This window comes from Cellulosimicrobium funkei (assembly GCF_004519295.1).
Lineage (GTDB): Bacteria > Actinomycetota > Actinomycetes > Actinomycetales > Cellulomonadaceae > Cellulosimicrobium > Cellulosimicrobium funkei.
This window is the reverse complement of record NZ_SOZH01000005.1, coordinates 439,642-464,486: the sequence shown is the minus strand read 5'-3', so window position 1 is coordinate 464,486 and position 24,845 is coordinate 439,642. Positions and strand designations below refer to the sequence as shown.

The following is a 24,845-nucleotide window of genomic DNA, read 5'->3' as shown; positions in this document are numbered from 1 at the left end:
CACCCCGCCTCGAGTTCGGCGACAAGTCCCTCACCGTCACCTGGACCAACAAGACCTACACCGACCGCTCGCCGATCCAGGCCGTCAACCTCGAGATCTCGCCCGCGCCGCCGGGCGGCGCCGTGCAGAAGACGGCCCTGACCGGGACGTCGGTGACGTGGGACGGCCTGCAGAACGGCGTCGCGTACAAGGTGCGCGCCCAGGCCGTGAACCTCGCCCCCGACCCTTCGGACTGGGGCGACTACTCGGCGGCCGAGACGCCGGCGGGCAAGCCGGCGGCTCCCGCCAAGCCGGCGGTGCAGCGCACGTCGATCGGCGACACGTCGCAGATGCAGGTCTCGTGGAGCGCGCCGGACGGCAACGGCGCCCCGATCACGCGGTACACGATCGAGGCGCTGCGGGGCGGGAGCGTCGTGCAGACCTCGACCGCCGCCGGCGGCGCGACGTCCGCGACGGTCGGCGTCCCGGCGGACACGACGGGCTACGCGTTCCGGGTGCGCGCGCACAACAAGGCGACGGACAAGCTCGGCGACGCCGAGTTCTCGCCGGCGTCGGACCCGGTGCGCGCGTTCGCGAAGCCGGGCGCGGTGTCGAACCTCAGCGCCGACGCGAACGGCACGAACGGCGAGATCCAGCTGTCGTTCGGCGCGGCGTCGGGCAACGGCGTGCGGGCCGACGAGATCACCTACCAGTACGACGCCGGCGGTGGCTGGCAGCCGCTCGGCGCGAACAAGGTCGTCGGCGGGCTGTCGAACGGCAAGCCGTACCGGATCGCGGTGCGCGCCGTCGCGGGGGTCGACGGCGCGCGCGAGCCTGGCGCTGCGGCGACGGCGAACGAGGAGTCGCCCTACGGGCCCATCCCGGCGCCGGTCGTGTCGATGAACGGCGGCGACCGCTCGATCACGTACAGCTGGTCGACCGCGGGCAACGGGCGCGGGTACTCCGTGCAGGTGCGCGGCGCGGTCCAGTCCACCCAGAAGGAAGGCTCCGGGAGCCTCTCGGTCGGCTACTCCGAGACGCGCGAGATCTGCGTCCGGGTCACCCCGACGGAGGGCGCCGCGAAGGAGACGTGCCGGTCGGCGACGTCCGACAAGAAGCCCGAGCCCGTCCTCACGGTGAGCAAGGGGAGCAATCACAAGCTCCCCGACGGCAACTGGCCGGGATACTGCACCCACTCGTCGTGCGCCGAGCTCTACCTCACCATCAAGGACGGCCCGGCCAACACCGCGTTCCGGGTGACGTGCTACGGCGGCGGGTCGCAGATCGGGTCCGGAAACTACAGCCGCGACGCCCAGGGCCGCGCCCTGCAGACCGACGGCAACGGGAACTACTCCGGCGGCCAGCAGTGCGTCTACGGCCAGCCGGGCGGCTCGGCGCGGATCGAGACGACCATCGGGAGCACGAACACCATGACGTGGTACTAGCGCGGCCCGCGCCCCACCACGGACAGCACAGCGAACGGAAGCGACGAATGACCACCATGACCCCCGAGCAGGCCACCTGGTTCGCTCAGACCTTCGACCGCCTCGTCGGCAACGTGGGCCAGGCCGTCCTGGGCAAGGCGCACGTCGTGCGCCTGACCCTGACGTGCATGCTCTCCGAGGGGCACATCCTCCTCGAGGACGCGCCCGGCACCGGCAAGACCTCGCTCGCGCGCGCCCTCGCTGCGAGCGTCCAGGGCACGAACAACCGCATCCAGTTCACCCCGGACCTCCTGCCGTCCGACGTCACGGGCGTGACGATCTACGACCAGAAGACGGGGAAGTTCGAGTTCCACCAGGGCCCGATCTTCGCGTCCATCGTCCTCGCGGACGAGATCAACCGCGCCTCGCCCAAGACGCAGTCCGCGCTCCTCGAGGTCATGGAGGAGGGCCGGGTCACGGTCGACGGCGTCGGTCACGAGGTCGGCCGCCCGTTCATGGTCATCGCGACGCAGAACCCCATCGAGCAGGCCGGGACGTACCGCCTGCCCGAGGCGCAGCTCGACCGCTTCCTCATGAAGGCCTCGATCGGCTACCCGGACCACGCCTCGACGGTCGAGATCCTCTCGGGCGCGTCCGTCCGCGACCGGAGCAAGACGCTCCAGCCGCTCATCACGACGCAGGCCGTCACGGAGATGGCCGAGCTCGGCGCACGGGTGCACGTCGACGGCGCGGTGCTCGAGTACGTCTCCCGGCTCGCCGAGGAGACGCGCAACGCGCCCGAGGTGCGCGTCGGCGTCTCCGTCCGTGGTGCGCTCGCCCTCGTGCGCTGCGCGAAGGTGTGGGCCGCCGCGCACGGGCGCAACTACGTCCTGCCGGACGACGTCAAGGAGCTGGCGCAGCCGACGTGGGCGCACCGCCTCGTGCTCGACCCCGAGGCCGAGTTCGCGGGCGCGACGAACGAGGCCGTGCTCGGCCGCCTGCTCGCCGACGTCGCGGCGCCGCAGGAGCGCCGCAGCGCCTGACACGACCGGCGTCCCGCACGCCGGCCGCACGCCGTCCCGCCGCCGGCGGACCGACGGCCCGCACCGACCGAGAGCTCATGCCATGAACGCCACCCCCGGCCCGACGAGCGGGCGCCCCAGCGCCCGCTCCGGCCGCACCGCCAGCGGCGGCCGCCCGGGCGCACCCCGCGCGGGGTCCGCCCTCGCCGGGCTGCTCCGCCCCCTGGCCGCACCCCTCGCGCGGGTCACCGCGCCGGTCGGGCGTGCGCTCGCGCCCGCCGCGCGGACGGTCCGGCCCGTGACGTCCGCCGTCAGCCCGTTCGGCTGGGCGGCCCTCGTCGTCACGGTCGCGGCCTGGTGGGCGGGGCTCGCGCTGTCGTGGCTCGAGCTGCTCGTCGTGGCGGTCCTGCTCACGGTCGCGCTGCTCGCGGCCGTCGCGTTCGTCCTCGGGCGCTTCCGGTACGCCGTCGTGCTCGACCTCGCGCAGCAGCGCGTGACGGTGGGGGACCGTGCGGTGGGCCGGCTCGACGTCCGCAACGACTCCGCCCGTCCGCTGCTCCCGTCGGTCATGGAGCTGCCCGTGGGGCAGGGCATGGCGACGTTCCCCGTGCCGCGCCTGCGCCCGCAGGGGAGCCACGAGGAGATCTTCACCGTGCCGACCCACCGGCGGTCGGTCATCTCCGTCGGCCCGGTGCGCTCCGTGCGGGCCGACCCGCTCGGGCTCCTGCGGCGCGAGGTCGTGTGGACCGAGCCCGAGGAGCTCTTCGTCCACCCGCGCGTCAAGAACCTGTCCGGCTCGTCGACCGGGTTCCTCAAGGACCTCGAGGGCCGCGTGACCACCGACATCTCGAACTCCGACGTGTCGTTCCACGCGCTGCGCGACTACGTGCCCGGCGACGACCGGCGCCACATCCACTGGAAGACGACGGCCCGCACGGGCCAGCTCATGGTGCGCCAGTTCGAGGAGACGCGGCGCTCGCACCTCGCGGTGCTGCTCTCGACGCGGGCCGAGGACTACGCGCACGACGACGAGTTCGAGCTCGCCGTGAGCGCGTGCGGGTCCCTCGGGCTCCAGGCGATCAAGGAGGACCGCGGCGTCACGGTCCTCGTCAACGACGGCAACCTGCGCGGCGACCACCGCACGCGCCTCCTCGACGACCTCGCGCGCGTGGAGACGCAGTCGCAGCGCACGTCGCTCGTCGACGTCGCGCGCGTCGCGGGCCTGACGATCACGGACGCGTCGGTGGTGGCGTTCATCGTCGGGAGCCGGGTCACCCCGACGGAGCTCCGTGCGGCGTCGGCGCGCCTGCCGCAGGACGTGCGCGTCATGGCGATCCAGTGCGTGCCCGGCGCGTCCCTCAGCCGGCACGCGATCGCGGAGCTCGTCGTCCTCACCATCGGCGAGCTCGGCGAGCTCCCCCTCGCCCTGCGGAGGCTGAACGACTGATGAGCGCGCCCAGCACCACGACGCGCGGCTCGCGCCGCGCCACGCCGGTCGGCACGCCGGCGCCCTCGTCCGGCACGTCGCAGCGGAACACGACCCGGCTGCGCGGCGCCGACACGCCGCGCGCCCTCACGGCGCTCGGCGCCGTCGACGCGCTCGCGCTCGTCCTCGTCCTCGGTGCCACGGTCGTCGGGTTCGGCCCCGTCTGGGGCTCCTCGGGCTACCTGATCCCCGCCGCGGGGGGCGCCGTCGTCGGCCTCGCGGTCGCGTGGCTCGGGGCCTGGCGGCGCTGGGCGGCCTACACCGTGCTCCCGGTCGCGGTCCTCGCCTACCTCCTCCTGGGCGGTCTGCTCGCCCTGCCCGCCGACGCGATCGGCGGCGTGCTCCCGTCGCTCGCGACGATCGCCGACCTCGCGCGCGGGGCGGTGACGGGCTGGAAGGAGTTCGTCACGACCGTCCCGCCGCTGCACTCGTTCCCGCACCTCGCCGTCGTCCCGTACCTCCTCATGCTCGTCACGGGGCTCCTCGCGGGCACGATCGCGTGGCGCGCGCGCCGTGCCGCGTGGGCGCTCGTGCCGGTGGCCGTCGCGTTCGTGGCGGTCATCCTGCTCGGGACGGTCATCGCGGCGTACCCGGTGGCGCAAGGCCTCGTGCTCGGCGGCGTCGGCCTGCTCTGGGCGGGGTGGCGCGTCACCGCCGCGCGGCTCGGCGCGCACCAGATCACGACGGAGGCGAGCCGCGCCGCGACGCGGCGCCTGTGGTGGCACCGCGTGCGCACGGGCGCGGCGATGCTCGTCGTCGGGGGCGTCGCGGCGGCGTTCGCGGCCCCCGCGCTCCTGCCCGACGACCCGCGCACCGTCCTGCGCGAGACGGTCGTCCCGCCGCTCGACCTGCACCAGTACGTCAGCCCGCTCACGGCGTTCCGCAAGTACGCGAAGGACATGCGCGAGGACGAGCTGTTCACCGTGCGGGGCCTGCCCCCGGGCGCGAAGGTCCGCCTCGCCGCGCTCGACACCTACAACGGCGTCGTCTACGACGTCTCGAGCGGGCTGCCCGGCTCGGGCGTCTACACGCGCGCGGGCCAGGAGATCGCGACGGTCGCGCCCGGCACGCCGACGCGCCTCGACGTCCAGGTCGGCGACTACACCGGGGTGTGGGTGCCCGACGTCGGCCGGCTCGCGGGCATCACCTACACCGGCGAGCGGGCGCGCGAGCTCGCCGACACGACGTACTACAACGGCACGACCGGCACGGCGCTGTCGACCGCCGGGCTGCGCCCGGGCGACACCTACACGCTCGACGCGCTCGTCACGGCCGAGCCCACCGAGGACGACCTCCGCGCGGGGGCGATCGACCAGTCGGTGCAGGTCCCCACACCGCCGAAGGGCGTGCTGCCCGCGTCGCTCGCGGGCAAGGCCGCGCAGTTCATGGGCGAGGAGACCGAGCCCGTCGACCAGCTCTACGCGCTGCGTGACGGCCTCGTCGCGAGCGGCATCTTCTCGAGCGGGCTGGACACGCAGCCGCCGTCGCGACCGGGCCACTCGGCGGAGCGCATCGACACGCTGCTCGCCGACGAGGAGATGGTGGGCGACGACGAGCAGTTCGCCGTCGCGCTCGCGCTCATGGCCAACCAGGCCGGCATCCCGGCTCGCGTCGTGATGGGCTTCTACCCCGACCTGGACAAGAACCCGCTCGAGCCGGGCGAGCCGTACACGGCGACCGGGACCGACGTGCACGCGTGGGCCGAGGTGCCGTTCGTCGGCCACGGCTGGGTGCCGATCACGGCGATCCCGGACGAGGACAACAAGATCCAGCCGGAGCCGAAGAGCCTCCAGGTGCCCAAGCCCCCGATCCTCGAGGACCCGGAGCCGCCGGAGGAGCCCGCCGAGGCCGAGGCCGGGAAGATCGACGACGAGGAGAAGGAGAAGGCCGACAGCGACGGGTTCGACTGGGGGCAGGCCGTCCTCATCGGCGTCGCCGTGGTCGTGCCGCTCGCGCTGCTCGCGCTCCCGGTCGTGCTCGTGCTCGCCTACAAGGCGCGACGCCGGGCCCGGCGCCGCACCGCGGAACGGCCCGTCGACCGCGTGAGCGGCGGCTGGCGCGAGGTGCTCGACACCGCGACCGACCTCGGGACGCCTGTCCCCGCCGGCTCGACCCGCCGCGAGGGCGCGGGGGTGCTCGCGCAGGCGTACGGCGCGACGGCGACGATCCCGCTCGCGCACCGCGCGGACGCGACCGTCTTCGGCACCGGGGAGCCGACGGAGCAGGAGATCGAGGCGTTCTGGGCGGACGTCGACTCCGTCGTCGGAGGGCTACGCTCCTCCGTGAACCGTCGCGCCCGGGTGCGTGCCGCGCTCTCGCTGCGGTCCGTGCGCGCGGGCGGCGGTTCCGCGGGCCTGCGCCGGTGGCTGCCCGGCCGCCGCGTCGGCGCGCGGGGTGGCGCGGTGCCCCCGGCGGCAGGGTCGTCGTCGGGGCCGTCGAGACGACAGGGAGACGAGTCATGAGCGACGTGACGTGCCCCGCCTGCGGGTCCGCGCAGTCCCCGGGGGCCGCGTTCTGCGCGGTGTGCGGTCAGCCGTTCCCGCGGACGGGCCGGCCCGTCGCCGCGCCGTCGGCGGGGCCGGTCGGCGGCGTCCAGGCCGTCGCGGGCCGCGGTGGGCCGGACCTGCCGTACGCCGCCGTGGCGCACTCGGCGCCGGACACGACGACCGAGCCCGAGGTCTACGCGGCGACGCAGAAGGCCTTCGTCCCGGTCTCGGCCGGGGCGTCGCCGTCGTCCCTCGCCGCCGCGCCCTTCGCCGGGACCGGCCGCCGCTTCCTCGCATACCTCGTGGACGCGGCGGTGCCGGTCGTCGTCGCTCTCGTCGTCCTCGTGGCGGGTCTCGCGGTCGTGGGCGCGCCGCTCGGCAGCGTGCAGACGGTGACCCAGGAGGAGGCCGCCGCGCTGCTCGGCAAGATCCTCGTGGTCTACGTCGTGGCCGCGGTGCTCGCGCTCGCGTGGTGGGTCGGCGTCTGGTTCTGGGAGGGGTCGACGGGCAAGACGCTCGGCAACCTCGCGACCGGCATCCGCACGGTGGACGCGGGCACGCGCGGGCCGGTCGGGTTCGGGCGCGCGGCGCTGCGCTGGATCATCGTGGGCGTCGTGCCGCTGGGCGGGATCCTCGTCGTGCTGCTCAGCCCGCGCTTCGACTCCACCGGCCGGTCGCAGGGCTGGCACGACAAGGCGGGCCGGTCGCTCGTGCTCGACGTGCGCGGCGTCGCCCCCACGTCCTCGGGGTACGACGGCGTCGCCTCGCTCGTGGCGGGCGGCCCCGCCGGGGCGTACGGCGCCCCGACCGCCCCCGGCGCGTACCTCGCCGCCCCGGGCGGCCAGCCGGCGCCGTACCCGGCGCCCGACGTCGGGCGCCCGCCCGCGCCGTCGGCCGTGACCCCCGCCGCGTCGTTCGCGCCGCCGCCGTCTCCCGCCTCGTCGGCCCGCCCGGGCGAGGCGTCCGGGGCGGTGCCGGCCGCGCCCGTGCCGGACCCCTGGGCCTTCCCGTCCACGCCAGCGCCCGCGCCCACCGAGGGCGGTCTCATCACGGGCGTCCCCGGCGTCGGGAGCGGAGCGTCCGCCCCGCCGCCCGCCGCGCCCCCGCCGGCCGCGGTGCCGGCGCCTGCGCCCGTGCCGACGCCCGCCCCGGCGGCTGCTGCGCGGCCTGCCGCCCCGCCGGCGGGCCCCGAGGCCGCCGAGCCCGAGTGGGACAGCACCCGGATGTCCGCGCGCGACGTGCGCGCGATGGAGCCCGCGCCCGACGTGGCCGTCGTCATCGAGCTCGAGTCGGGGGAGCGGCGCACCGTCGACCGCCCGACCCTCGTGGGCCGCAACCCCCAGGCGCCCGACGACGGACCCTGGACCCTCGTCGCCCTCGACGACCCGACGCGCTCCGTCTCCAAGACGCACGCCGAGCTGCGCGTCGACCCGAGCGGCCTGTGGCTCACCGACCGCGGCTCGACGAACGGCACCGTCGTGTCGGTGCCCGGAGCCCCGCCCCGCGTCGCCGAGCCGGGGACGCGCGTGCGCGTCCCCGTCGGCGCGACCATCCACGTGGGCGACCGTCGCCTCGTCGTCCACCCGGGAGTCTCGTGACCACCGACCAGCCCGCCGAGGTGCACCTGGCCTGGGGCGCGGCGTCGCACCGCGGCGCCCGCCGCCTCCTCAACGAGGACCGCTTCCTCGCCGCGCGCTCCGTCTTCTTCGTCGCCGACGGCATGGGCGGGCACGAGGCGGGCGAGGTCGCGAGCGCGACCGCCGTCGAGGCCCTGCGCCCGCTCGCCGACCTCGAGGTCGTCACGCCCGAGGAGGTGCGGACCCGGATCGCGGTCGCGCAGGAGAACGTGCAGGCGATCGTCACCGAGCCGGGCCGCGGCGCCGGCACGACCGTCACGGGCGTCGTCGTCTCCGAGCAGGACGGCAACCCGTACTGGCTCGTCGTGAACGTCGGCGACTCGCGCACCTACCACCTGGCGGGCGGACGCCTGGAGCAGGTGAGCGTCGACCACTCCGAGGTGCAGGAGATGGTCGACGCCGGTCTCCTCACCCCGACCGAGGCGCTCACGCACCCGCGGCGCCACGTCGTCACGCGTGCGCTCGGCTCGCGCAACGCCCCGCAGGCCGACTTCTGGTACCTGCCCATCGAGCGGCACGACCGCGTGCTCGTCTGCTCCGACGGCCTCACCGGCGAGCTGTCCGACGAGCGGATCGCGGAGGTCCTGCTCGCCACGCCGGACCCGCAGGCCGCGGCCGAGCGGCTGGTCCACGAGGCCATCGCCGCCGGTGGCCGGGATAACATCACAGTCGTCGTCGTCGACGCGACGGGCGTGTCCGACGACACGAGCGGCGGGAGCACGACGCCGCGGGACCAGGTGGCGGCGCCGGGTCCGGTCGTCGACGAGGACACGCTGCCCAGGGATGTTCGTCTGCAGATCGGGGGTCTGACGTGACGCTGCGCTACGTCACCGGAACGGCACGCACCGTGGTGCGCGGCGGCGCGGTCGTCGTGCTGCCCGCACCGGTGGAGCCCTCGCTCGTCGAGCAGGTGTGGGACCAGCTCGGCACCGACGCCGGCGTCGTGGAGGTCCTCCAGGTCCTCACGGGTGCGTTCGGCTCGAGCCTGCGCACCGTGCCGCCGTTCGTCGTCGCGGTCGTCACCGGCCGCCGCGTCCACGTGGCCGCGCGCGGCCGCCTCTCCGTCACGCTCGAGCTCGACGGCGGCGAGCGCGTCCAGGTCGAGGGCGAGGGCGTCACCACCTGGTCGGAGCGGGTGCTGGACGACGTCGTCGAGCTGCTCGTCCAGGCGGACGCGGGCGTGGTGCCCGTCGAGCCCGCACCGCCCGGCGGGCCGCTCCTCGGGGATGCGCTCTCCGTGCCGGTCGAGTCGGGCGTGGTGCTCGCGGCCGCGGTCGCGTGGCCGCTCGTCGAGCGCCCCGAGCGCCCCGAGCAGCCCGTCGCGTCGGGAGGCGAGGACCTCGGCTCCGACCCCGGGCCGGACGACGACCGGCTCGCCGCCACGGGGACGAGCGCCGCCGACGACCGAGGCCCGCAGCCCGGTCCGGGTGCGCGCCACGCCGCCGCGGAGACCGCGACGCTCGCCGCGGCTCCCGCGGCGCCGTCGGCGACCACGGCCCTCGGCGGTCTCGGGGCGACGCTCCGGCTCCCGGAGGAGACGATCGCGCCGCAGCCCGACGCCGTCGAGCCGCCGCTCGTCGCGGAGCCGGCTGCGCCGGTCTCCGAGGCGCCGCCGGAGGAGGACGACGACTACGCCCACCTGTGGGGCTCCACCATCCTGCGGACCGTCGAGGACGCCGCGGTCCGCTCCGCGGAGGACGAGGAGACGGACGAGGCCGACGAGCCCGCGCCGTCGGCCACGGTGCCGCCCGCGCCGCCCGTCCCGGCCGTCCCCGCCCCGCCGGCGGACGAGGCGCCCGTGCCCGCCCCGCCGCCCGCGCCGGACGGCCTCATCGCGGGCGTCCCGCGCGAGTGGACGGGCGCCACGCCCGCCGCCGCGCACCGGGCGGCGACCGTCACGCCCGACGACGAGCCCGCGCCCGTCGCCGGGCTCGACCACGACGGCCACACCGTGCTGTCGTCGGCGATCGCGGACCTGCGCGCGGCGGCCCAGGAGCCGGCGGTCGAGGACGCGCCCGTGCCGCCCCCGGTCCCGTCCTTCAGCCCGCCGCCCGCACCGGGGCAGCAGCAGATCCTCGCGCGCACGTGCCCCGAGGGGCACGCGAACCCGCCGTCGCGCGACACGTGCGCCGTGTGCGACGCGCCGCTCGACGGCGACGCCGAGCTCGCCGTGCGCCCGCCGCTCGGCCGGGTCGTGGTCTCCACGGGGCAGACGCTCGAGCTCGACCGGCCCGTCGTCGTGGGCCGTCGCCCGCGCTCGCCGCGCACGCAGGCCGCGGAGCTCCCGCGCCTCGTCACGGTGCCGAGCCCGCAGCAGGACATCTCGCGCTCGCACCTGGAGATCACGCTCGAGGGCTGGCACGTGCTCGTGAGCGACATGGCGACGACGAACGGGACCACGCTCCTGCGCGGCGGCCAGCCGCCGCGGCGCCTGCACCCGTCCGAGCCGGTCCTCGTGGTGGACGGCGACGTCGCCGACCTGGGCGACGGCGTGACCCTGCGCTTCGAGGGGATCCGGTGAGCAGCAAGCGCGCACCGTCCCCTCCACCGGAGATCCGCGGCTTCGAGTACGTCTCGCTCATCGGTTCGGGCGGGTTCTCGGACGTCTTCCTGTACCAGCAGCAGCGCCCGCGCCGCCGCGTCGCGGTGAAGGTGCTGCTGCACGAGTGGTCGAGCCACTCGCAGCGCGCGGCGTTCGACGCCGAGGCCGACCTCATGGCGACGCTCTCGACGCACCCGTCGATCGTCACGATGTACGAGGCGGACATCGCGGACGACGGCCGCCCGTACCTCGCGATGGAGTACTGCTCGCGGCCCAACCTCGGCGCGCGCTACCGCACCGAGCGGCTCCCCGTCGCCGAGGCGCTGCGCACGGCCGTCCAGATCGCCGGTGCCGTCGAGACGGCGCACCGCGCCGGGATCCTGCACCGCGACATCAAGCCCGCGAACATCCTCGTCACCGAGTACGGGCACCCCGCGCTCACGGACTTCGGCATCTCGTCCACGGTCGACGACGCGGCGCGCGCCGAGGGCATGTCCATCCCGTGGTCGCCGCCGGAGTCGTTCGCGGAGCCCCCGCGCAGCGGCATCGCGACGGACGTCTGGGCGCTCGCCGCGACGACGTACACCCTGCTCGCCGGGCGCACGCCGTTCGAGGTGCCCGGCGGGTCGAACTCGAGCGCGAACCTCATCTCGCGCATCGAGGGCTCGCCCCTGCCGCCCACGGGCCGCACCGACGTCCCGGCCTCGCTCGAGCGCGTGCTCGCGACGGCGATGGCGAAGAACCCGGCGTCGCGCTACCCGACGGTCCTCGCGTTCGCGCGCGCCCTCCAGCAGGTCCAGAACGAGCTGTCGTACGCGGTGACGCCGATCGACCTGCTCGACGACTCGGGCCACGTCCAGGAGGAGGAGCCGGACGACGACGCCGGGACGCGCCTGCGCCAGGTCGTCTCGATCGACCCGTCCGGGACCGGGACGTCCGCGGGGCCCGTGGCACCCGGCCGCCCGACGCAGCCGACGACCCCGCTGCACACCGCCCCGCCCGGTGCGTGGCCCGGGCAGACCGTCGCCCCGGGCACCGCGCCCGGGCAGCCGGCGCCGTACCGCCCCCAGGTGCCGTACGCGCCCGCCGCGTGGGACCAGGGGCCCTCGGCGGGGACGTCCGGCACGGTGCCGACGACCGCCGTCGGGCAGGGCGGCGCGCCCGTCGCGGAGCTCACGGACCCCTCGCGGCTGTACCCCGGCCCGCGGCGTCCCGGTGGCTGGGGGACCCCGCCCGTCGAGGACACCGTGCACCGGACCGCCGGGCCGGACCAGGCGCCCGACGACGCGTCCCCGCAGGAGCAGCGCTCCGGCCGCGGTGCGCTCTGGGCGACGGTCGCGGGCGTCGTCGGCGTCGCGGTCGCCGTCGGGGGCTTCTTCCTCCTGCGGCCCGACGCGACGCCGGACGACACGGAGACCACCGCGGGCGGCGAGAGCTCGGCCGCGCCCGACGACGACTTCGTCCCGTCCGACAACCTCGGCGACCTCGTGCCCCCGGTGAACGACCTCGTCGGCACCTACGACCCGGCGCGCGAGGTCGCGACGTTCACGTGGGCCTACGACTCGGACAAGGCGCTCGAGGACGACTCCTTCTGGTGGCGCAAGATCGACCCGATCGAGGAGACGCCGTTCAAGGAGAACTTCGACAAGACGTCGGTCGAGCTCCGGGCCAAGCCCGGCGAGCAGGTCTGCGTCGAGGTCATCGTCGACCGGGACGGCAAGGTCTCGGCCTCGCCGCAGAAGGCTTGCGTCACGGGGGAGGCGGCATGAGCGAGCTGGCGGTCGAGTTCTGCGGCGAGTGGTTCCGCCCGTCCACCGACGGCGACCCGTTCGACATCGGGCGCGACGGGGACCTCGCGATCGAGGACAACCCGTACCTGCACCGGCGCTTCCTGCGCATCGCGCACGAGGGCGGCATCTGGTGGCTCGCCAACGTGGGGTCGCTCATCTCCGCGACGGTGTGCGACTCCGGCGGCGGCGTCCAGTCGTGGCTCTCCCCGGGCAACCGCCTGCCGATCGTCTTCCCGACGACGTCGATCGTGTTCACCGCGGGGCCGACGACGTACGAGATCACCGCGCAGCTGCGCGGCGCGCCCTACCAGGAGATCCGCTCGGAGGACCCGGAGGCGGGCGGCGCGACGACGATCGGCATGATCACGTTCACGACGAGCCAGAAGCAGCTCATCGTGGCGCTCGCCGAGCCGATGCTGCGGCGCGACGGCACGGGCCTGTCGGAGATCCCGTCGTCCGCCGCGGCGGCGGCCCGGCTCGGCTGGGCGACGACGCGCTTCAACCGCAAGCTCGACAACGTGTGCGACAAGCTCGACCGGATCGGCGTCAAGGGCCTGCGCGGCGGGCCCGGCGCGCTCGCGACGAACCGCCGCGCGCGCCTCGTCGAGTACGCCGTGGCGTCGCGCCTCGTGACGGCGGCCGACCTGCCCCTGCTCGACCTGACCGACGACGGCTGAGCCCGCCCGCTCCTGCGAGCGCGCGCCGCGCGCTCCGGTCGGTCGCGCCCGTCGACCGCTCGCCGTCCGCCGCTGACCACCCGGACCCGAACGAGGAACTCCCGTGCGAATCAAGCTCACGCTGCACCGCCCCGACGCCAGCACGACGAACGTCGCCGTCACGGCCGACGCGACGGCGTCGGTGCGCGACGTCGCCGAGGCGCTGTTCGCGGGCGACCCGACGCGCGCGGGCACCGCCGTGCCGGACCGGCTCACGCTGCAGGTCGGTACGTCGCCGTCGGGCAGCGGCCAGGGCCGCGTGCTGTCGCCGACGAGCGACCTCGTCGAGGCGGGCCTGCGGTCCGGCTCGACCGTCTCGATCGTGCGGGTGTCCGAGCAGTTCGACTCGCCGGGCCAGGACCGCGGGGCCGCCGTCGCCGTGCTGCGCGTGCTCGAGGGCCCGGACGCGGGGCGCGAGTTCTCGCTGCCCGTCGGCACGAGCTACCTCGGGCGCGACCGCAACATGGACATCCGCCTGAGCGACCCGCAGGTGTCGAAGCGGCACGCGCGCATCACGGTCGGCGAGACGATCGAGATCACGGACACGAACTCCGCGAACGGCCTGGTCATGGGCGGCCAGCGGATGCTGCGCTCGACGCTCACGTCCGCGGACACCGTGACGATCGGCTCGACCGTGGTCTCGGTCGTCGCGCTGCACCGCACGACGAGCCTCGCGCCGACGAGCCCGGTCGTGGAGTTCAACCGGTCCCCGCGCGTCGTGGCCCGCTTCGGCGAGCGCAAGCTGCGCGCGCCCAAGCCGCCGCAGCCGCCCGAGCCGCAGCGGTTCCCCTACCTCGCGATGGTCGCGCCGCTCCTCATGGGCGTGATCCTCTACTCCGTCACGCGCAACGTCCTGTCGATCGTCTTCATCGGGCTCAGCCCGATCCTCATGCTCGGCAACTACCTCGACCAGAAGGTGCAGGCGCGGCGCAAGCTCAAGGCGCAGCGCGAGCAGTTCGAGGCCGCCGTCGTCGCGATGCGCGACACGATCGACCGCACGCACGCGGTCGAGCGCGCGGTGCGGCTCTCCGAGGCGCCCTCGGTGGCCGACACGGTCGACGCGGTGCGGCGCCTCGGCGGCCTGCTGTGGACGCACCGCCCGGAGCACGACGCGTTCCTCTCCGTCCGGATCGGTCTCGGCTCCGCGCCCGCGCGCACGCAGCTCGAGCAGCCGAACGAGAACAACACGCTGCCGGAGTACTGGAACGAGCTCGAGAAGCTGCACGCGCAGTGCGCCACGATCTCCGGCGTCCCGGTCGTCGCGCGGCTGCGGACCGACGGCGCGCTCGGGGTCGCGGGGGCGGGCGCCGCGGTCGACGCCGTCGCGCGCGGCGTGCTGGTCCAGCTCGCGGGCCTGCACTCGCCGTCGGAGCTCGTGCTCGCGGCCGTGACGTCGCAGCGCTCGCGCGCGGACTGGGAATGGCTCGAGTGGCTCCCGCACACCGGGTCGGCCCACAGCCCGCTGGGCGGCGAGCACCTCGCCGACAACCCGGGGGCCGCGCAGTCGCTCCTGTCCCGGCTCGAGGACCTCGTCGAGCTGCGCGGCGCCGACCTCGGCACGCACGCCGAGCTGCGCGGGCCGATCGACCCCGAGGAGGGGGAGGACACCCCCAAGCCGGTCCTGCCGACCGTCGTGGTGCTCGTCGAGGACGACGCCCCGGTCGACCGCTCGCGTCTCACGCGCCTCGTCGAGCGCGGCGCGGACGCGGGCGTGCACGTCGTGTGGGTCGCGCCGTCCGTCGAGCAGCTCCCGGCCGCGTGCCGCACGTTCGTGCTCGTGGACACCGTCGACACCGCCGACACCCCGGGCGGCTCCGCCGGCGCGACGAGCGGCGAGGTCCGCGTCGGGCGCCTGACCTTCCCCGTCGCGTGCGAGACGGTGGACCTCGCGACGGCGCACGAGGTCGCGCGCATCCTGGCCCCGGTGGTCGACGTCGGCGCGCCCGTCGACGACGACTCGGACCTCCCGCGCTCGGTCTCCTACCTCGCGCTCGCGGGCACGGCGCTCGCGGAGGACCCGAGCCGGCTCATCGACGCGTGGCGCGAGAACGGGTCGCTCACGCCGCGCGACGGCTCCCCGCCGGTACGGCGCTCGGCGCCGACCAACCTGCGCGGGCTCGTCGGCCACTCCGGCACGGAGCCCCTGTACCTCGACCTGCGCACGCAGGGCCCGCACGCGCTCGTGGGCGGGACGACGGGTGCGGGCAAGTCCGAGTTCCTCCAGTCCTGGGTGCTCGGCATGGCCGCCGCGCACAGCCCGGACCGCGTGACGTTCCTGTTCGTCGACTACAAGGGCGGCGCCGCGTTCGCGGACTGCGTGAACCTGCCGCACACCGTCGGGCTCGTCACGGACCTCTCGCCCCACCTCGTGCGCCGCGCGCTCACGTCGCTGCGGGCCGAGCTGCGCTACCGCGAGCACCTGCTCAACCGGAAGAAGGCCAAGGACCTGGCGTCCCTCGAGCGCACGGGCGACCCGGACGCGCCGCCGAGCCTGCTCATCGTCGTCGACGAGTTCGCGGCCCTGGTCAACGAGGTCCCCGAGTTCGTGGACGGCGTCGTGGACGTCGCCCAGCGCGGCCGGTCCCTCGGGCTGCACCTCATCCTCGCCACGCAGCGTCCCGCGGGCGTCATCAAGGACAACCTGCGCGCCAACACGAACCTGCGCGTCGCGCTGCGCATGGCCGACGAGGACGACTCGACGGACATCCTCGGCATCCCCATGGCCGCGCACTTCGACCCGTCGATCCCGGGTCGCGGCGCCGTGAAGACCGGCCCCGGCCGGATCACGCCGTTCCAGACCGGCTACGCCGGCGGCTGGACGACGTCGCGCCCCGAGCGTCCCCGGATCGACGTGCAGGAGATGTCGTTCGGCACCGGGGTGCGCTGGGAGCTCCCGGAGCCCGAGGTCGAGGAGGTCACGGACCCCGGCCCCAACGACATCGCGCGCGTCGTCGCGACGATCTCGCGGGCCGCGACCGAGGCCGCCGTCCCGATGCCGCGCAAGCCGTGGCTCGCCGAGCTCGCGCCGACGTACGATCTCGCGCGCCTGCCCAACCCGCGCACGGACACGATGCTGCTGCTCGGCGTGGAGGACGACCCGAAGTCGCAGGCCCAGCCGACGGTGTTCTACGAGCCCGACCGCGACGGCAACATGGCGATCTACGGCACGGGCGGCTCGGGCAAGAGCGCGACGCTGCGGACGATCGCGGTCTCGGCCGCCATCACCGCGCGCGGCGGCCCCGTCCAGGTGTACGCGATCGACGCGGGCGCGAGCGGCCTGCGGATGCTCGAGGACCTGCCGCACGTCGGCGCCGTCATCTCGGGCGACGACGAGGAGCGCGTCCAGCGCCTGCTGCGCACCCTGCGCGACCTCGTGGACGAGCGGTCCGCCCGCTACGCCGCCGTCCGCGCGGGCAGCCTCGACGAGTACCGCCGGCTCGCCGGCGCGCCCGACGAGCCGCGCATCCTGCTCCTGGTCGACGGCATCGGCGCGTTCCGCGAGTCGTACGAGTTCCGGCCCGCGCACGCGTTCCCCGTGTGGGGCGCGTTCACGGCCGTCGCGACCGACGGGCGCCAGGTCGGCGTCCACGTCGTCGTCGCGGGCGACCGCGCGGCGTCGGTCCCGACGTCGCTCGGCTCGACGATCCAGAAGCGGCTCGTGCTGCGCCTCGCGAGCGAGGACGACTACCTGACGCTCGGCGTCCCGAAGGACGTGCTGTCGCTGACGTCCCCGCCCGGGCGCGGCGTCCTCGACGAGAACGAGGTCCAGGTCGCGGTGCTGGGTGGCGACCCGAACGTCGCGCTCCAGGCGCGCGAGCTCGGCAAGCTTCGCGACGCGATGACGCGGCTCGGCATCCCGCAGGCGCCGGGCGTCGAGCGGCTGCCGGACGGTTTCGCGCTCGAGTCGCTGCCCGAGGTCACGGGCGGGCGCCCGACGATCGGCCTCGACGACCTCGACATCGCGCCCGTAGGGCTCCCCGCGCGCGGCACGTTCATGCTCTCCGGCCCTCCCGGGGGCGGCCGCACGACGGCGCTCGTCACCATCGCGCAGGCCGTGCGCCGGGCGCGCGCGGGTCGGGTCGTGTACCTCTCGCCGCGCCGCACGAGCATCTCCGCGCTCGACGCGTGGGACACCGTCGCGACGTCGCCCGAGGAGGTCGTGACGCTCCTCGAGACGCTCACCCAGGCGATCGAGGGCGGGTCGCTGCGTCCTGGCACGCTCACGGTGCTGGTCGAGTCGGTGACCGAGTTCACCGGCACCCCGGCCGAGCAGCCGCTCGTCGCGTTCGTGCGGGCCGCCACGCGGGCCGAGCAGCTCGTCGTGGGCGAGGCGGAGTCCTCGACGTGGGGCCAGGCGTGGGCGATCGCGCAGCCGTTCAAGGCGGGCCGCACCGGTCTGCTCCTGACGCCCGGCGACCTCGACGGCGACACGCTGCTCGGGACGGGGCTGGGCCGCATCCGCCGCGCGGACTTCCCGCCGGGACGCGGTTTCCTCGTGGTCTCGGGGAGGGCACGCAAGCTGCACGTCGCGCTCCCGCGGTAGCGACGTGACGACCACGGGCACCTCATGGGGACACCTCCCCATCGACGGCGCTCGTGGCCCGATGGTTGAGTACTGCCATCGACAACGGGACGACGTCCACGCAGGGTGGGGGTCGAGACACAGAAGGAGAACACCATGGCTGGTGGCATGTGGGGCGCGAACGTCGAGGAGCTCCGTGGGCTCGGTCAGACGCTGCAGCAGAAGGCGGACGAGATCCGGACGACGATGCAGAACCTGAACTCCCAGATCCAGAGCGTGCCGTGGGAGGGCCCCGACGCCCAGCAGTTCAAGGGCAGCGACTGGCCGGCCGCGCAGACGCAGCTGAACAACGTCGCGCAGACGCTGACGGACGCGGGCCAGAAGGCCACGCAGAACGCGCAGCAGCAGGAGCAGGCTTCGAACAGCTGATCCGGCTGAGCTCCGCCGAGGGCGCGGGACCCCGAGAGGGTCCCGCGCCCTCGGCGTACGCGCGCCCGGGCTCGGGTGCGAGACTGCTGACGCGCCCGGTGGCGCCCACCCCCGACGAGAGGACCTGACGCATGACCGAGCTGCGCTACCCGAGCGACGACTTCCCCGCGCCCGTGGGGGTGCGCGTGGTCGCGCCGGAGAGGTGGGTCCCGCTCCCGCACGTGGGCCTGCCGCTCGCGCTCGGCCGCGAGGTCGACCCGGGGGAGTTCAACCCGAACGTCATCGTCACGGTGTCGCGGATCCGGGCGGAGCAGACGCTCGACGACGCGCACGCCGAGGTGCTCCGCAAGCTCCGGCCGATGCCGCGCCTGCGCGAGCTCGACGGCGGCGAGGTGGACGTCGACGGCCTGCCGGGGCGCTGGCTGGAGGCGTCGTTCAAGGGGGGCGGGGGCACGGTCCTCGTGCAGGCGGTGCGCACCGTCGTGGTCCCGCGCGGCCCCGTGGCCGACCTCGTGCAGACGACGGGGACGTGCACGCTGACGCAGCACCCGTGGGCCGCGGCGGAGATCCGCGCGGTCCAGGAGAGCCTCCGCGTCGACCGCTGACCCCCGGCGTTACATTCGCCCGGACCGCAAGACGGGGTATCCAGCAGGCGAGACCGGTGTCAGGCTGGTCACGGAGGAGAGGGTCCGAGTGAGGCAACCCTCACCCCAGTCGTACAATCGAGAGGTCTCCTGCGGCCGGTACCCACCGGTCGACGCGGAACGGCCCGTCGGCCGCGCGGGAGAGACCCCCGTCCTCGACCGGAAGGCGCCCTGTCCTGTGAGCAGCATCCGTCCACTGCGCGTCGCGATCGTCGGCGCTGGTCCCGCCGGGATCTACGCCGCGGACATCCTGTCCAAGACCGACCTCGACGTGAGCATCGACCTGTTCGAGCGCCTGCCCGCGCCGTTCGGGCTCGTGCGCTACGGCGTCGCGCCGGACCACCCGCGCATCAAGCAGATCATCGTCGCGCTCCACAAGGTGCTGAGCCGCGGCGACATCCGCCTGCTCGCGAACGTGGACTACGGCGTCGACCTCAAGCTGGACGACCTGCGCCAGTACTACGACGCGGTGATCTTCTCGACCGGCTCGATCCGTGACGCGGCGCTCCCGATCGAGGGCATCGACCTCCCGGGCTCCTACGGCGCGGCGGACTTCGTGTCCTGGTACGACGGCCACCCCGACGTCCCGCGCACGTGGCCGCTCGAGGCCCAGCAGGTCGCGGTCCTCGGTGCCGGCAACGTCGCGCTCGACGTCGCGCGCGTGCTCGCCAAGCACGCGGACGACCTGCTGCCGACCGAGGTCCCGCAGAACGTCTACGAGGCGCTCAAGGCGTCGCCGGTCACCGACGTGCACGTCTTCGCGCGCCGCGGCCCGGCGCAGGCCAAGTTCTCGCCGCTCGAGCTGCGCGAGCTGGGCCACGTCCCGGACGTCGACGTCATCGTCTACCCGGAGGACTTCGAGTTCGACGAGGGCTCGATGGCCGCCATCAGCTCCTCGAACCAGACGAAGCAGGTCGTCAAGACCCTCACCGACTGGACGCTCAAGGACCCGAGCGAGAACACGGCGTCGCGCCGCCTGCACCTGCACTTCCTCCACGCGCCGTCGGCCGTCCTCGGCGACGGCAAGGTCGAGGCGCTGCGGACCGAGCGCACGCGTCTCAACGGCGACGGCACGGTGTCCGGGACGGGCGAGTTCCACGAGTGGCCCGTCCAGGCCGTGTACCGCGCGGTCGGCTACTTCGGCTCGCCGCTCCCGGAGATCCCCTTCGACGAGCTCAAGGGCGTCATCCCCAACCGCGAGGGCCGCGTCGTCGACATCGATGGCGAGCACCTCCCCGGCGTCTACGCGACGGGCTGGATCAAGCGCGGTCCCGTGGGCCTCATCGGGCACACGAAGTCCGACGCGTCCGAGACCGTCCGGCACCTCGTCGAGGACGTCACGGGCGCGGGCGACGGCGGCGACGTCGCGGCGGCCGACCTCACGGCGGGCCGCGTCGCGCCGCTCGGCGAGCCCGAGGCCGTCCTGGACTTCCTGCGCGAGCGCGGCGTCGACCCGATCGAGTGGTCGGGCTGGGAGCTCCTGGACGCGTACGAGCGCTCGCTCGGCGAGCCGCACGGGCGCGAGCGCATCAAGGTCGTGCCGCGCGAGGACATGATCCGCGTCGCGCGCGGCCAGTCGCAGGCCGGCTGACCCGGCCCCGGCCGCACGCCCGACGGCGCCCCACCCGCACCCGGGTGGGGCGCCGTCGTCGTCCCGGGCGTGGTCCGGGACCTCCCTCGTCGCGGGTGCCCGACGCCGTCGCCCCGCCCGGGAACGGGACGGTCGCCTCGGGCGTTCATCCAGGTGGGCGTCGGCAGGGTCGGCGCCCGTCGGGCGCCCGGCACACCGCGCGGGCGGGCCCGGGGCGCGGAAGGGAGCACAGCGTGGGGCGTCAGCACTTCAACGGTCTCAAGACGGCGGGCCTGTTCGGCGTCATGTGGGCCATCGTCCTGGGCCTGTGGGCCCTGTTCGGCGCGCGCGCGAACCTGCTGTGGGTGTTCGTCGGCATCGGCCTCGTCACGACGTTCTACGGCTACTGGAACTCCGACAAGATCGCGATCCGCGCGATGCACGCGCGCCCGGTGAGCGAGCTCGAGCAGCCCGCCATGTACCGGATCGTGCGCGAGCTCTCGACCGAGGCGCGCCAGCCGATGCCGCGCCTGTACGTCTCGCCCACCCAGGCGCCCAACGCGTTCGCGACGGGTCGCAACCCGAAGAACGCCGCCGTGTGCTGCACCGAGGGCATCCTGCGCCTGCTCGACGAGCGCGAGCTGCGCGGCGTCCTCGGGCACGAGCTCATGCACGTGTACAACCGCGACATCCTCACGTCGTCGGTCGCGGGCGCGCTCGCCGGGGTCATCACGTCGCTCGCGCAGTTCCTGCTGATCTTCGGCGGCGACCGCGACCGCGGCGGCAACCCGCTCGCGGCGATCGCCATGGTGGTCCTCGCGCCGATCGCGGCGATGCTCGTGCAGCTCGCGATCTCGCGCACGCGCGAGTACGACGCGGACGAGGACGGCGCGAAGCTCACCGGGGACCCCCTCGCGCTCGCGTCCGCGCTGCGCAAGCTCGACGCCGGGACGCAGCGCGCCCCGCTGCCGCAGAACCGCGACCTCGTCGACGTCTCGCACCTCATGATCGCCAACCCGTTCCGCGGCGCGGGCGTCGGCAAGATGTTCGCGACCCACCCGCCGATGGCGGAGCGCATCAAGCGCCTCGAGGCGATGGCCGGCCACGGCCCGGGCTACGGCGGCATCACGTACCACTGACCGGCCCGCACCGGAGTGCAGGGCCTGGAGCGCGGTGGCCGCGCTCAGCGGGCCGTCGTCCTCCTCGGCGCGCCGCGCAGGGCCTCGACGGCGTCGAACAGGACGCGCGCGACGCCGTCGTGGTCGTTCGAGCCCGTGCGGTCGGTCGCCGCAGCGAGCACGTCGGGGTGCGCGTTCGCGACGGCGAACGAGCGCCCTGCCCAGCGCAGCATGGGCAGGTCGTTGGGCATGTCGCCGAACGCCCAGACGTCGTGCGGTTCGACGCCGAGGCGCGCGCACCAGCGCGCGAGCGCGGCGTCCTTGGTGACCGTCGGGGCGAGCAGCTCGGCGAGCCCTGCCGCGCCGGAGTAGGCGAGGTGGGCGCGGTCCCCGACGGCGTCGCGCACGCGCGCGAAGAACGTCTCCTGCGCCGTCGTCTGCCCGTCCGCGACGACGACCGGCTGCGTCGCGGGGGCGTCCTCGACGGGCACGGCGGGGTCGCGCGCGAGGATCTTGCCGACGGGCTGCCGTCCCGCGTCGCCCGGCGCGTCGTCGTGGCCGAGCGTCGTCTCGACCACGGCGACGACGTCGGCGTCGTCGTCCGGCGTCGAGCGGAAGCCCGGGTCGAACGTCGGGCCGTCGACGCGCTCGAACGCGAGGGTGACCCCCGGGACCGCGGTGCGCAGTTCCGCGACGAGCGCTGCCGCCTCGTCGTCCGCGAACCCGACCACGTCGAGCGGGCTCGCGGTCGCGAGGTCCCAGACGGCGGCCCCGCCGAGGCAGATGACGTGCCCGTGCCCGCCCACGACGTCGGCCAGCGCGCCGAGCCAGCGCGGCGGCCGGGCGGTGACGAACACCACCTCGACGCCCGCGTGCTCGGCCGCGCGCAGGGCGGAGCGGGTGCGCTCCGAGACGGTGCCGTCGGAGCGCAGGAGCGTGCCGTCGAGGTCCGTCGCGACGACGCGCGGGAGCCCGCTCGGCGACGCGGCGGGACGGCCCGGCGCGACCGGGCGCGGGCCGCCGTCGGGCACGGTCACGGTGACTACCGGTAGTTCGTGAACTGCAGCGCGACGTCGAGGTCGGCGCCCTTGAGCAGCGCGATGACGGTCTGGAGGTCGTCGCGCGACTTGCTCGTCACGCGCACCTCGTCGCCCGTGATCTGGGTCTTCACGGCCTTGGGGCCCTCGTCGCGGATGATCTTGGTGATCTTCTTCGCGTTCTCGCTCGACAGGCCCTCCTTGAGGGTCGCGACGAGGCGGTACTCCTTGCCCGACGCCTTGGGCTCCTTGTCGCCCGTGTCGAGGGACTTGAGCGAGATGCCGCGCTTGATGAGCTTGGTCTCGAACACGTCGAGGATCGCGAGCACGCGCTCGGCCGAGTTGGCGACCATGACGATCGTCTCGCCGCTCCAGGCGATCGACGCGCCGACGTTGCGGAAGTCGTAGCGCTGCGAGACCTCCTTGGCGGCCTGGTTCAGCGCGTTGTCGACCTCCTGGCGGTCGACCTTGCTGACGATGTCGAACGACGAGTCGGTCATGGGTGGTCCTCTCTCGGGCCGGGAACGGTGCTGGGTCCCACCGTAGTCGAGCGTGCTCAGCGGCGGGCCGCGAGGCGCGTCGCGCGGGCGGTGCGCAGACCGTCGACCGACAGCACGACGAGCGCGAGCCAGACGAGCCCGAAGCCCGCCCACCGCGTCGGCGACATGGGCTCGTGGAACACGAGCAGGCCGAACAGGAACTGCAGCGCCGGGCCCAGGTACTGCAGGAGGCCGACGACGCTCAGCGGCAGCCGCCGGGCGGCCGCGCTGAACAGCAGCAGCGGCAGGGCCGTGACGACCCCGGCGGAGGCGAGCAGCAGCGCGTGCCCGACGCCCTCGGTGCCGAACGTGCCGGCTCCCGTGGCTCCCAGCCACCCGAGGTAGACGAGCGCGACGGGCGTGAGCACCGCCGTCTCGACGGCGAGCCCCGGGAGCGCCTCGACGGTGCGGCCCACACGGTTCTTCACCAGGCCGTAGAGGCCGAACGAGCCGGCGAGGACGAGCGCGATCCACGGCAGGCCGCCGGCGCCGGTGCTGATGACGACGACGGCGGCCGCGCCGACGCCGACCGCGACCCACTGCGCGGGCCGCAGCCGCTCGCGCAGGACGGCCACGGCGAGGAGCACGGTGACGAGCGGGTTGATGAAGTACCCGAGCGCGGCGTCCAGCACGTGGCCGGAGAGGACGCCGTACACGTAGACCGTCCAGTTCGTCACGATGAGGACGGCGGCGACGGCGAGCGTCCCGAGCGTGCGGGGCGACCGGAGGGCGGCGACGAAGCCCCCGAGCTGGCGCGTCGCGGCGAGCAGCACGAGGCAGAAGAGCAGGCTCCACACGACGCGGTGGGCGATGATCTCGAGCGGTGCGGCCGGCTCCAGGAGCGGGAAGTACAGGGGCATCGCGCCCCAGAGGAAGAACGCGCCGGCACCGAGCAGCAGGCCCCAGCGGTCCGTCGGGGCGGGTGCGCCGCGGCCCGTGCCCGACGGCGCGGGTGCCGCGGCGTCGGACGGTGCGGCGGGAACGGACGGGGCGTCCGGGGGCGCGGGCGTCCCGGTGCCGGGGAGGTGGCCCGGCGCGGGGGAGGGGTGGGTCACCGCACCACTGTACGGAGAGGCGCCCACACGCGGATTTCGCACCTGGTCCGCTCGGGCTGTATCGTTGGCTCGCCCGCACGGCAGGGGCTGCACCTGGTGCAGCGACCACCGGCGAGCGACAACTCCACACGGCAGGTTGCCCGAGCGGCCAAAGGGATCTGACTGTAAATCAGACGGCTCAGCCTTCGGGGGTTCGAATCCCTCACCTGCCACCGGAGCGACGGGGCGTCACCCACGGGTGGCGCCCCGTCGTCGTGCCGGTCCGGTGCGTGGGGCGTGCCCCGCGGAGCGCGTCGCCGGGCACGGTCCGACGGCCCGGAAACGGCGGAACGACGCCGATTTCTCTCGGCGCCATGTTCCGTGTAGAGTTTTCCGCGCTGCCCCGATAGCTCAGTCGGCAGAGCGTCTCCATGGTAAGGAGAAGGTCAAGGGTTCGATTCCCTTTCGGGGCTCTGTGGTGACGCGGGGTCGTCTTGCTGGAATACTGCAAGGCGACCTCGCGTTCAGTCACGCGGCGGGGTAGCTCAGATGGTTAGAGCGCACGACTCATAATCGTGAGGTCGCGGGTTCGATCCCCGCCTCCGCTACCACTTTCGACAACCTCGCACGGCGGCCGGCGTCGTGCGACCTGCACAGCACATGCGCCCTCCGGAGGCGCGAGAGGTGGCTCACTACCGTGGCAAGCAAGAGCGCTGACGTTCGCCCCAAGATCACGCTGGCCTGCGTGGACTGCAAGGAGCGCAACTACATCACGAAGAAGAACCGTCGCAACGACCCGGACCGCCTGGAGCTCGCGAAGTTCTGCCCGCGCTGCGGCAAGCACACCGCGCACCGCGAGACCCGCTGAGC

Annotated in this window: 18 protein-coding genes and 3 tRNA genes; 18 read left to right on the top strand and 3 right to left on the bottom strand. The window is 74.7% G+C overall.

Features of this window, described 5'->3' with window-relative positions; all coding sequences use genetic code 11:
• From E1O70_RS10725 to htpX, 14 genes are all read left to right on the top strand, one after another.
• The coding region (locus tag E1O70_RS10725) for a fibronectin type III domain-containing protein (RefSeq protein ID WP_134724197.1) at positions 1–1,424 on the top strand (1,424 nt) is incomplete at its 5' end.
• A 47-nt stretch (positions 1,425–1,471) separates the two neighbouring features.
• Positions 1,472–2,446 carry an AAA family ATPase gene (locus E1O70_RS10720; protein WP_061269450.1) on the top strand — a complete coding sequence of 325 codons (975 nt, stop codon included), beginning with the start codon at positions 1,472–1,474 and terminating at the stop codon, positions 2,444–2,446.
• A gap of 82 nt (positions 2,447–2,528) precedes the next feature.
• The gene (locus tag E1O70_RS10715) at positions 2,529–3,872 is read left to right on the top strand and encodes a DUF58 domain-containing protein (RefSeq protein ID WP_082774863.1); all 1,344 of its coding nucleotides are present in this window, start codon (positions 2,529–2,531) and stop codon (positions 3,870–3,872) included.
• Positions 3,872–6,373: a transglutaminase-like domain-containing protein gene (locus tag E1O70_RS10710; RefSeq protein WP_061269449.1), complete on the top strand. Its 2,502-nt coding sequence runs from the start codon at positions 3,872–3,874 to the stop codon at positions 6,371–6,373. The genes E1O70_RS10715 and E1O70_RS10710 overlap by 1 nt, the downstream gene beginning before the upstream one ends.
• Positions 6,370–7,995: an RDD family protein gene (locus tag E1O70_RS10705; RefSeq protein WP_128957549.1), complete on the top strand. Its 1,626-nt coding sequence runs from the start codon at positions 6,370–6,372 to the stop codon at positions 7,993–7,995. The genes E1O70_RS10710 and E1O70_RS10705 overlap by 4 nt, the downstream gene beginning before the upstream one ends.
• Positions 7,992–8,849: a PP2C family protein-serine/threonine phosphatase gene (locus E1O70_RS10700; RefSeq protein ID WP_021483309.1), complete on the top strand. Its 858-nt coding sequence runs from the start codon at positions 7,992–7,994 to the stop codon at positions 8,847–8,849. Before E1O70_RS10705 ends, E1O70_RS10700 begins: the two co-directional genes overlap by 4 nt.
• Positions 8,846–10,555, top strand: coding sequence for an FHA domain-containing protein (locus E1O70_RS20120; RefSeq protein ID WP_061268518.1), 1,710 nt, complete (start codon positions 8,846–8,848; stop codon positions 10,553–10,555). The genes E1O70_RS10700 and E1O70_RS20120 overlap by 4 nt, the downstream gene beginning before the upstream one ends.
• Positions 10,552–12,345: a serine/threonine-protein kinase gene (locus E1O70_RS10690; protein WP_061268517.1), complete on the top strand. Its 1,794-nt coding sequence runs from the start codon at positions 10,552–10,554 to the stop codon at positions 12,343–12,345. The genes E1O70_RS20120 and E1O70_RS10690 overlap by 4 nt, the downstream gene beginning before the upstream one ends.
• The gene (locus E1O70_RS10685) at positions 12,342–13,043 is read left to right on the top strand and encodes a hypothetical protein (RefSeq protein WP_043654136.1); all 702 of its coding nucleotides are present in this window, start codon (positions 12,342–12,344) and stop codon (positions 13,041–13,043) included. The genes E1O70_RS10690 and E1O70_RS10685 overlap by 4 nt, the downstream gene beginning before the upstream one ends.
• Before the next feature lie 103 nt (positions 13,044–13,146).
• Positions 13,147–17,625, top strand: a complete 4,479-nt coding sequence (locus E1O70_RS10680; protein ID WP_061268516.1) for an FtsK/SpoIIIE domain-containing protein — start codon at positions 13,147–13,149, stop codon at positions 17,623–17,625.
• A 135-nt stretch (positions 17,626–17,760) separates the two neighbouring features.
• The gene (locus tag E1O70_RS10675; RefSeq protein ID WP_021482523.1) at positions 17,761–18,033 is read left to right on the top strand and encodes a WXG100 family type VII secretion target; all 273 of its coding nucleotides are present in this window, start codon (positions 17,761–17,763) and stop codon (positions 18,031–18,033) included.
• Positions 18,034–18,164: 131 nt separating this feature from the next.
• The gene (locus tag E1O70_RS10670) at positions 18,165–18,638 is read left to right on the top strand and encodes an LpqN/LpqT family lipoprotein (protein WP_051876672.1); all 474 of its coding nucleotides are present in this window, start codon (positions 18,165–18,167) and stop codon (positions 18,636–18,638) included.
• Between the two features lie 217 nt (positions 18,639–18,855).
• Entirely contained in the window at positions 18,856–20,268 is a 1,413-nt protein-coding gene (locus E1O70_RS10665) for an FAD-dependent oxidoreductase (protein ID WP_034653179.1), read from the top strand.
• 233 nt (positions 20,269–20,501) lie between these two features.
• Positions 20,502–21,386, top strand: a complete 885-nt coding sequence (gene htpX, locus E1O70_RS10660) for a zinc metalloprotease HtpX (protein ID WP_021483666.1) — start codon at positions 20,502–20,504, stop codon at positions 21,384–21,386.
• Between the two features lie 44 nt (positions 21,387–21,430).
• Here htpX and E1O70_RS10655 read toward each other — a convergent pair whose 3' ends face one another.
• From E1O70_RS10655 to rarD, 3 genes are read right to left on the bottom strand one after another with little or no spacing between them, the layout of a single operon-like run.
• Positions 21,431–22,402 (bottom strand): HAD family hydrolase, encoded by a 972-nt coding sequence (locus tag E1O70_RS10655; protein ID WP_306303328.1) that lies wholly within the window; start codon positions 22,400–22,402, stop codon positions 21,431–21,433.
• Between the two features lie 5 nt (positions 22,403–22,407).
• On the bottom strand, positions 22,408–22,902 hold the full coding sequence (locus E1O70_RS10650; RefSeq protein ID WP_061268515.1) for a YajQ family cyclic di-GMP-binding protein: 495 nt from the start codon (positions 22,900–22,902) through the stop codon (positions 22,408–22,410).
• Between the two features lie 56 nt (positions 22,903–22,958).
• Positions 22,959–23,996, bottom strand: a complete 1,038-nt coding sequence (gene rarD, locus E1O70_RS10645; RefSeq protein WP_082774647.1) for an EamA family transporter RarD — start codon at positions 23,994–23,996, stop codon at positions 22,959–22,961.
• Positions 23,997–24,126: 130 nt separating this feature from the next.
• On the opposite strand from rarD, the gene E1O70_RS10640 reads away from it, so the two are divergent.
• The 4 genes from E1O70_RS10640 (at position 24,127) to rpmG (ending at position 24,843) form a co-directional block, all read left to right on the top strand.
• Positions 24,127–24,208: transfer RNA gene (locus tag E1O70_RS10640), tRNA-Tyr, on the top strand.
• A gap of 167 nt (positions 24,209–24,375) precedes the next feature.
• Positions 24,376–24,448 (top strand) — tRNA-Thr (locus E1O70_RS10635).
• Between the two features lie 61 nt (positions 24,449–24,509).
• Positions 24,510–24,586 (top strand) — tRNA-Met (locus E1O70_RS10630).
• An 86-nt stretch (positions 24,587–24,672) separates the two neighbouring features.
• Entirely contained in the window at positions 24,673–24,843 is a 171-nt protein-coding gene (rpmG, locus tag E1O70_RS19895; RefSeq protein WP_021482899.1) for a 50S ribosomal protein L33, read from the top strand.
• Positions 24,844–24,845: the final 2 nt, after the last annotated feature.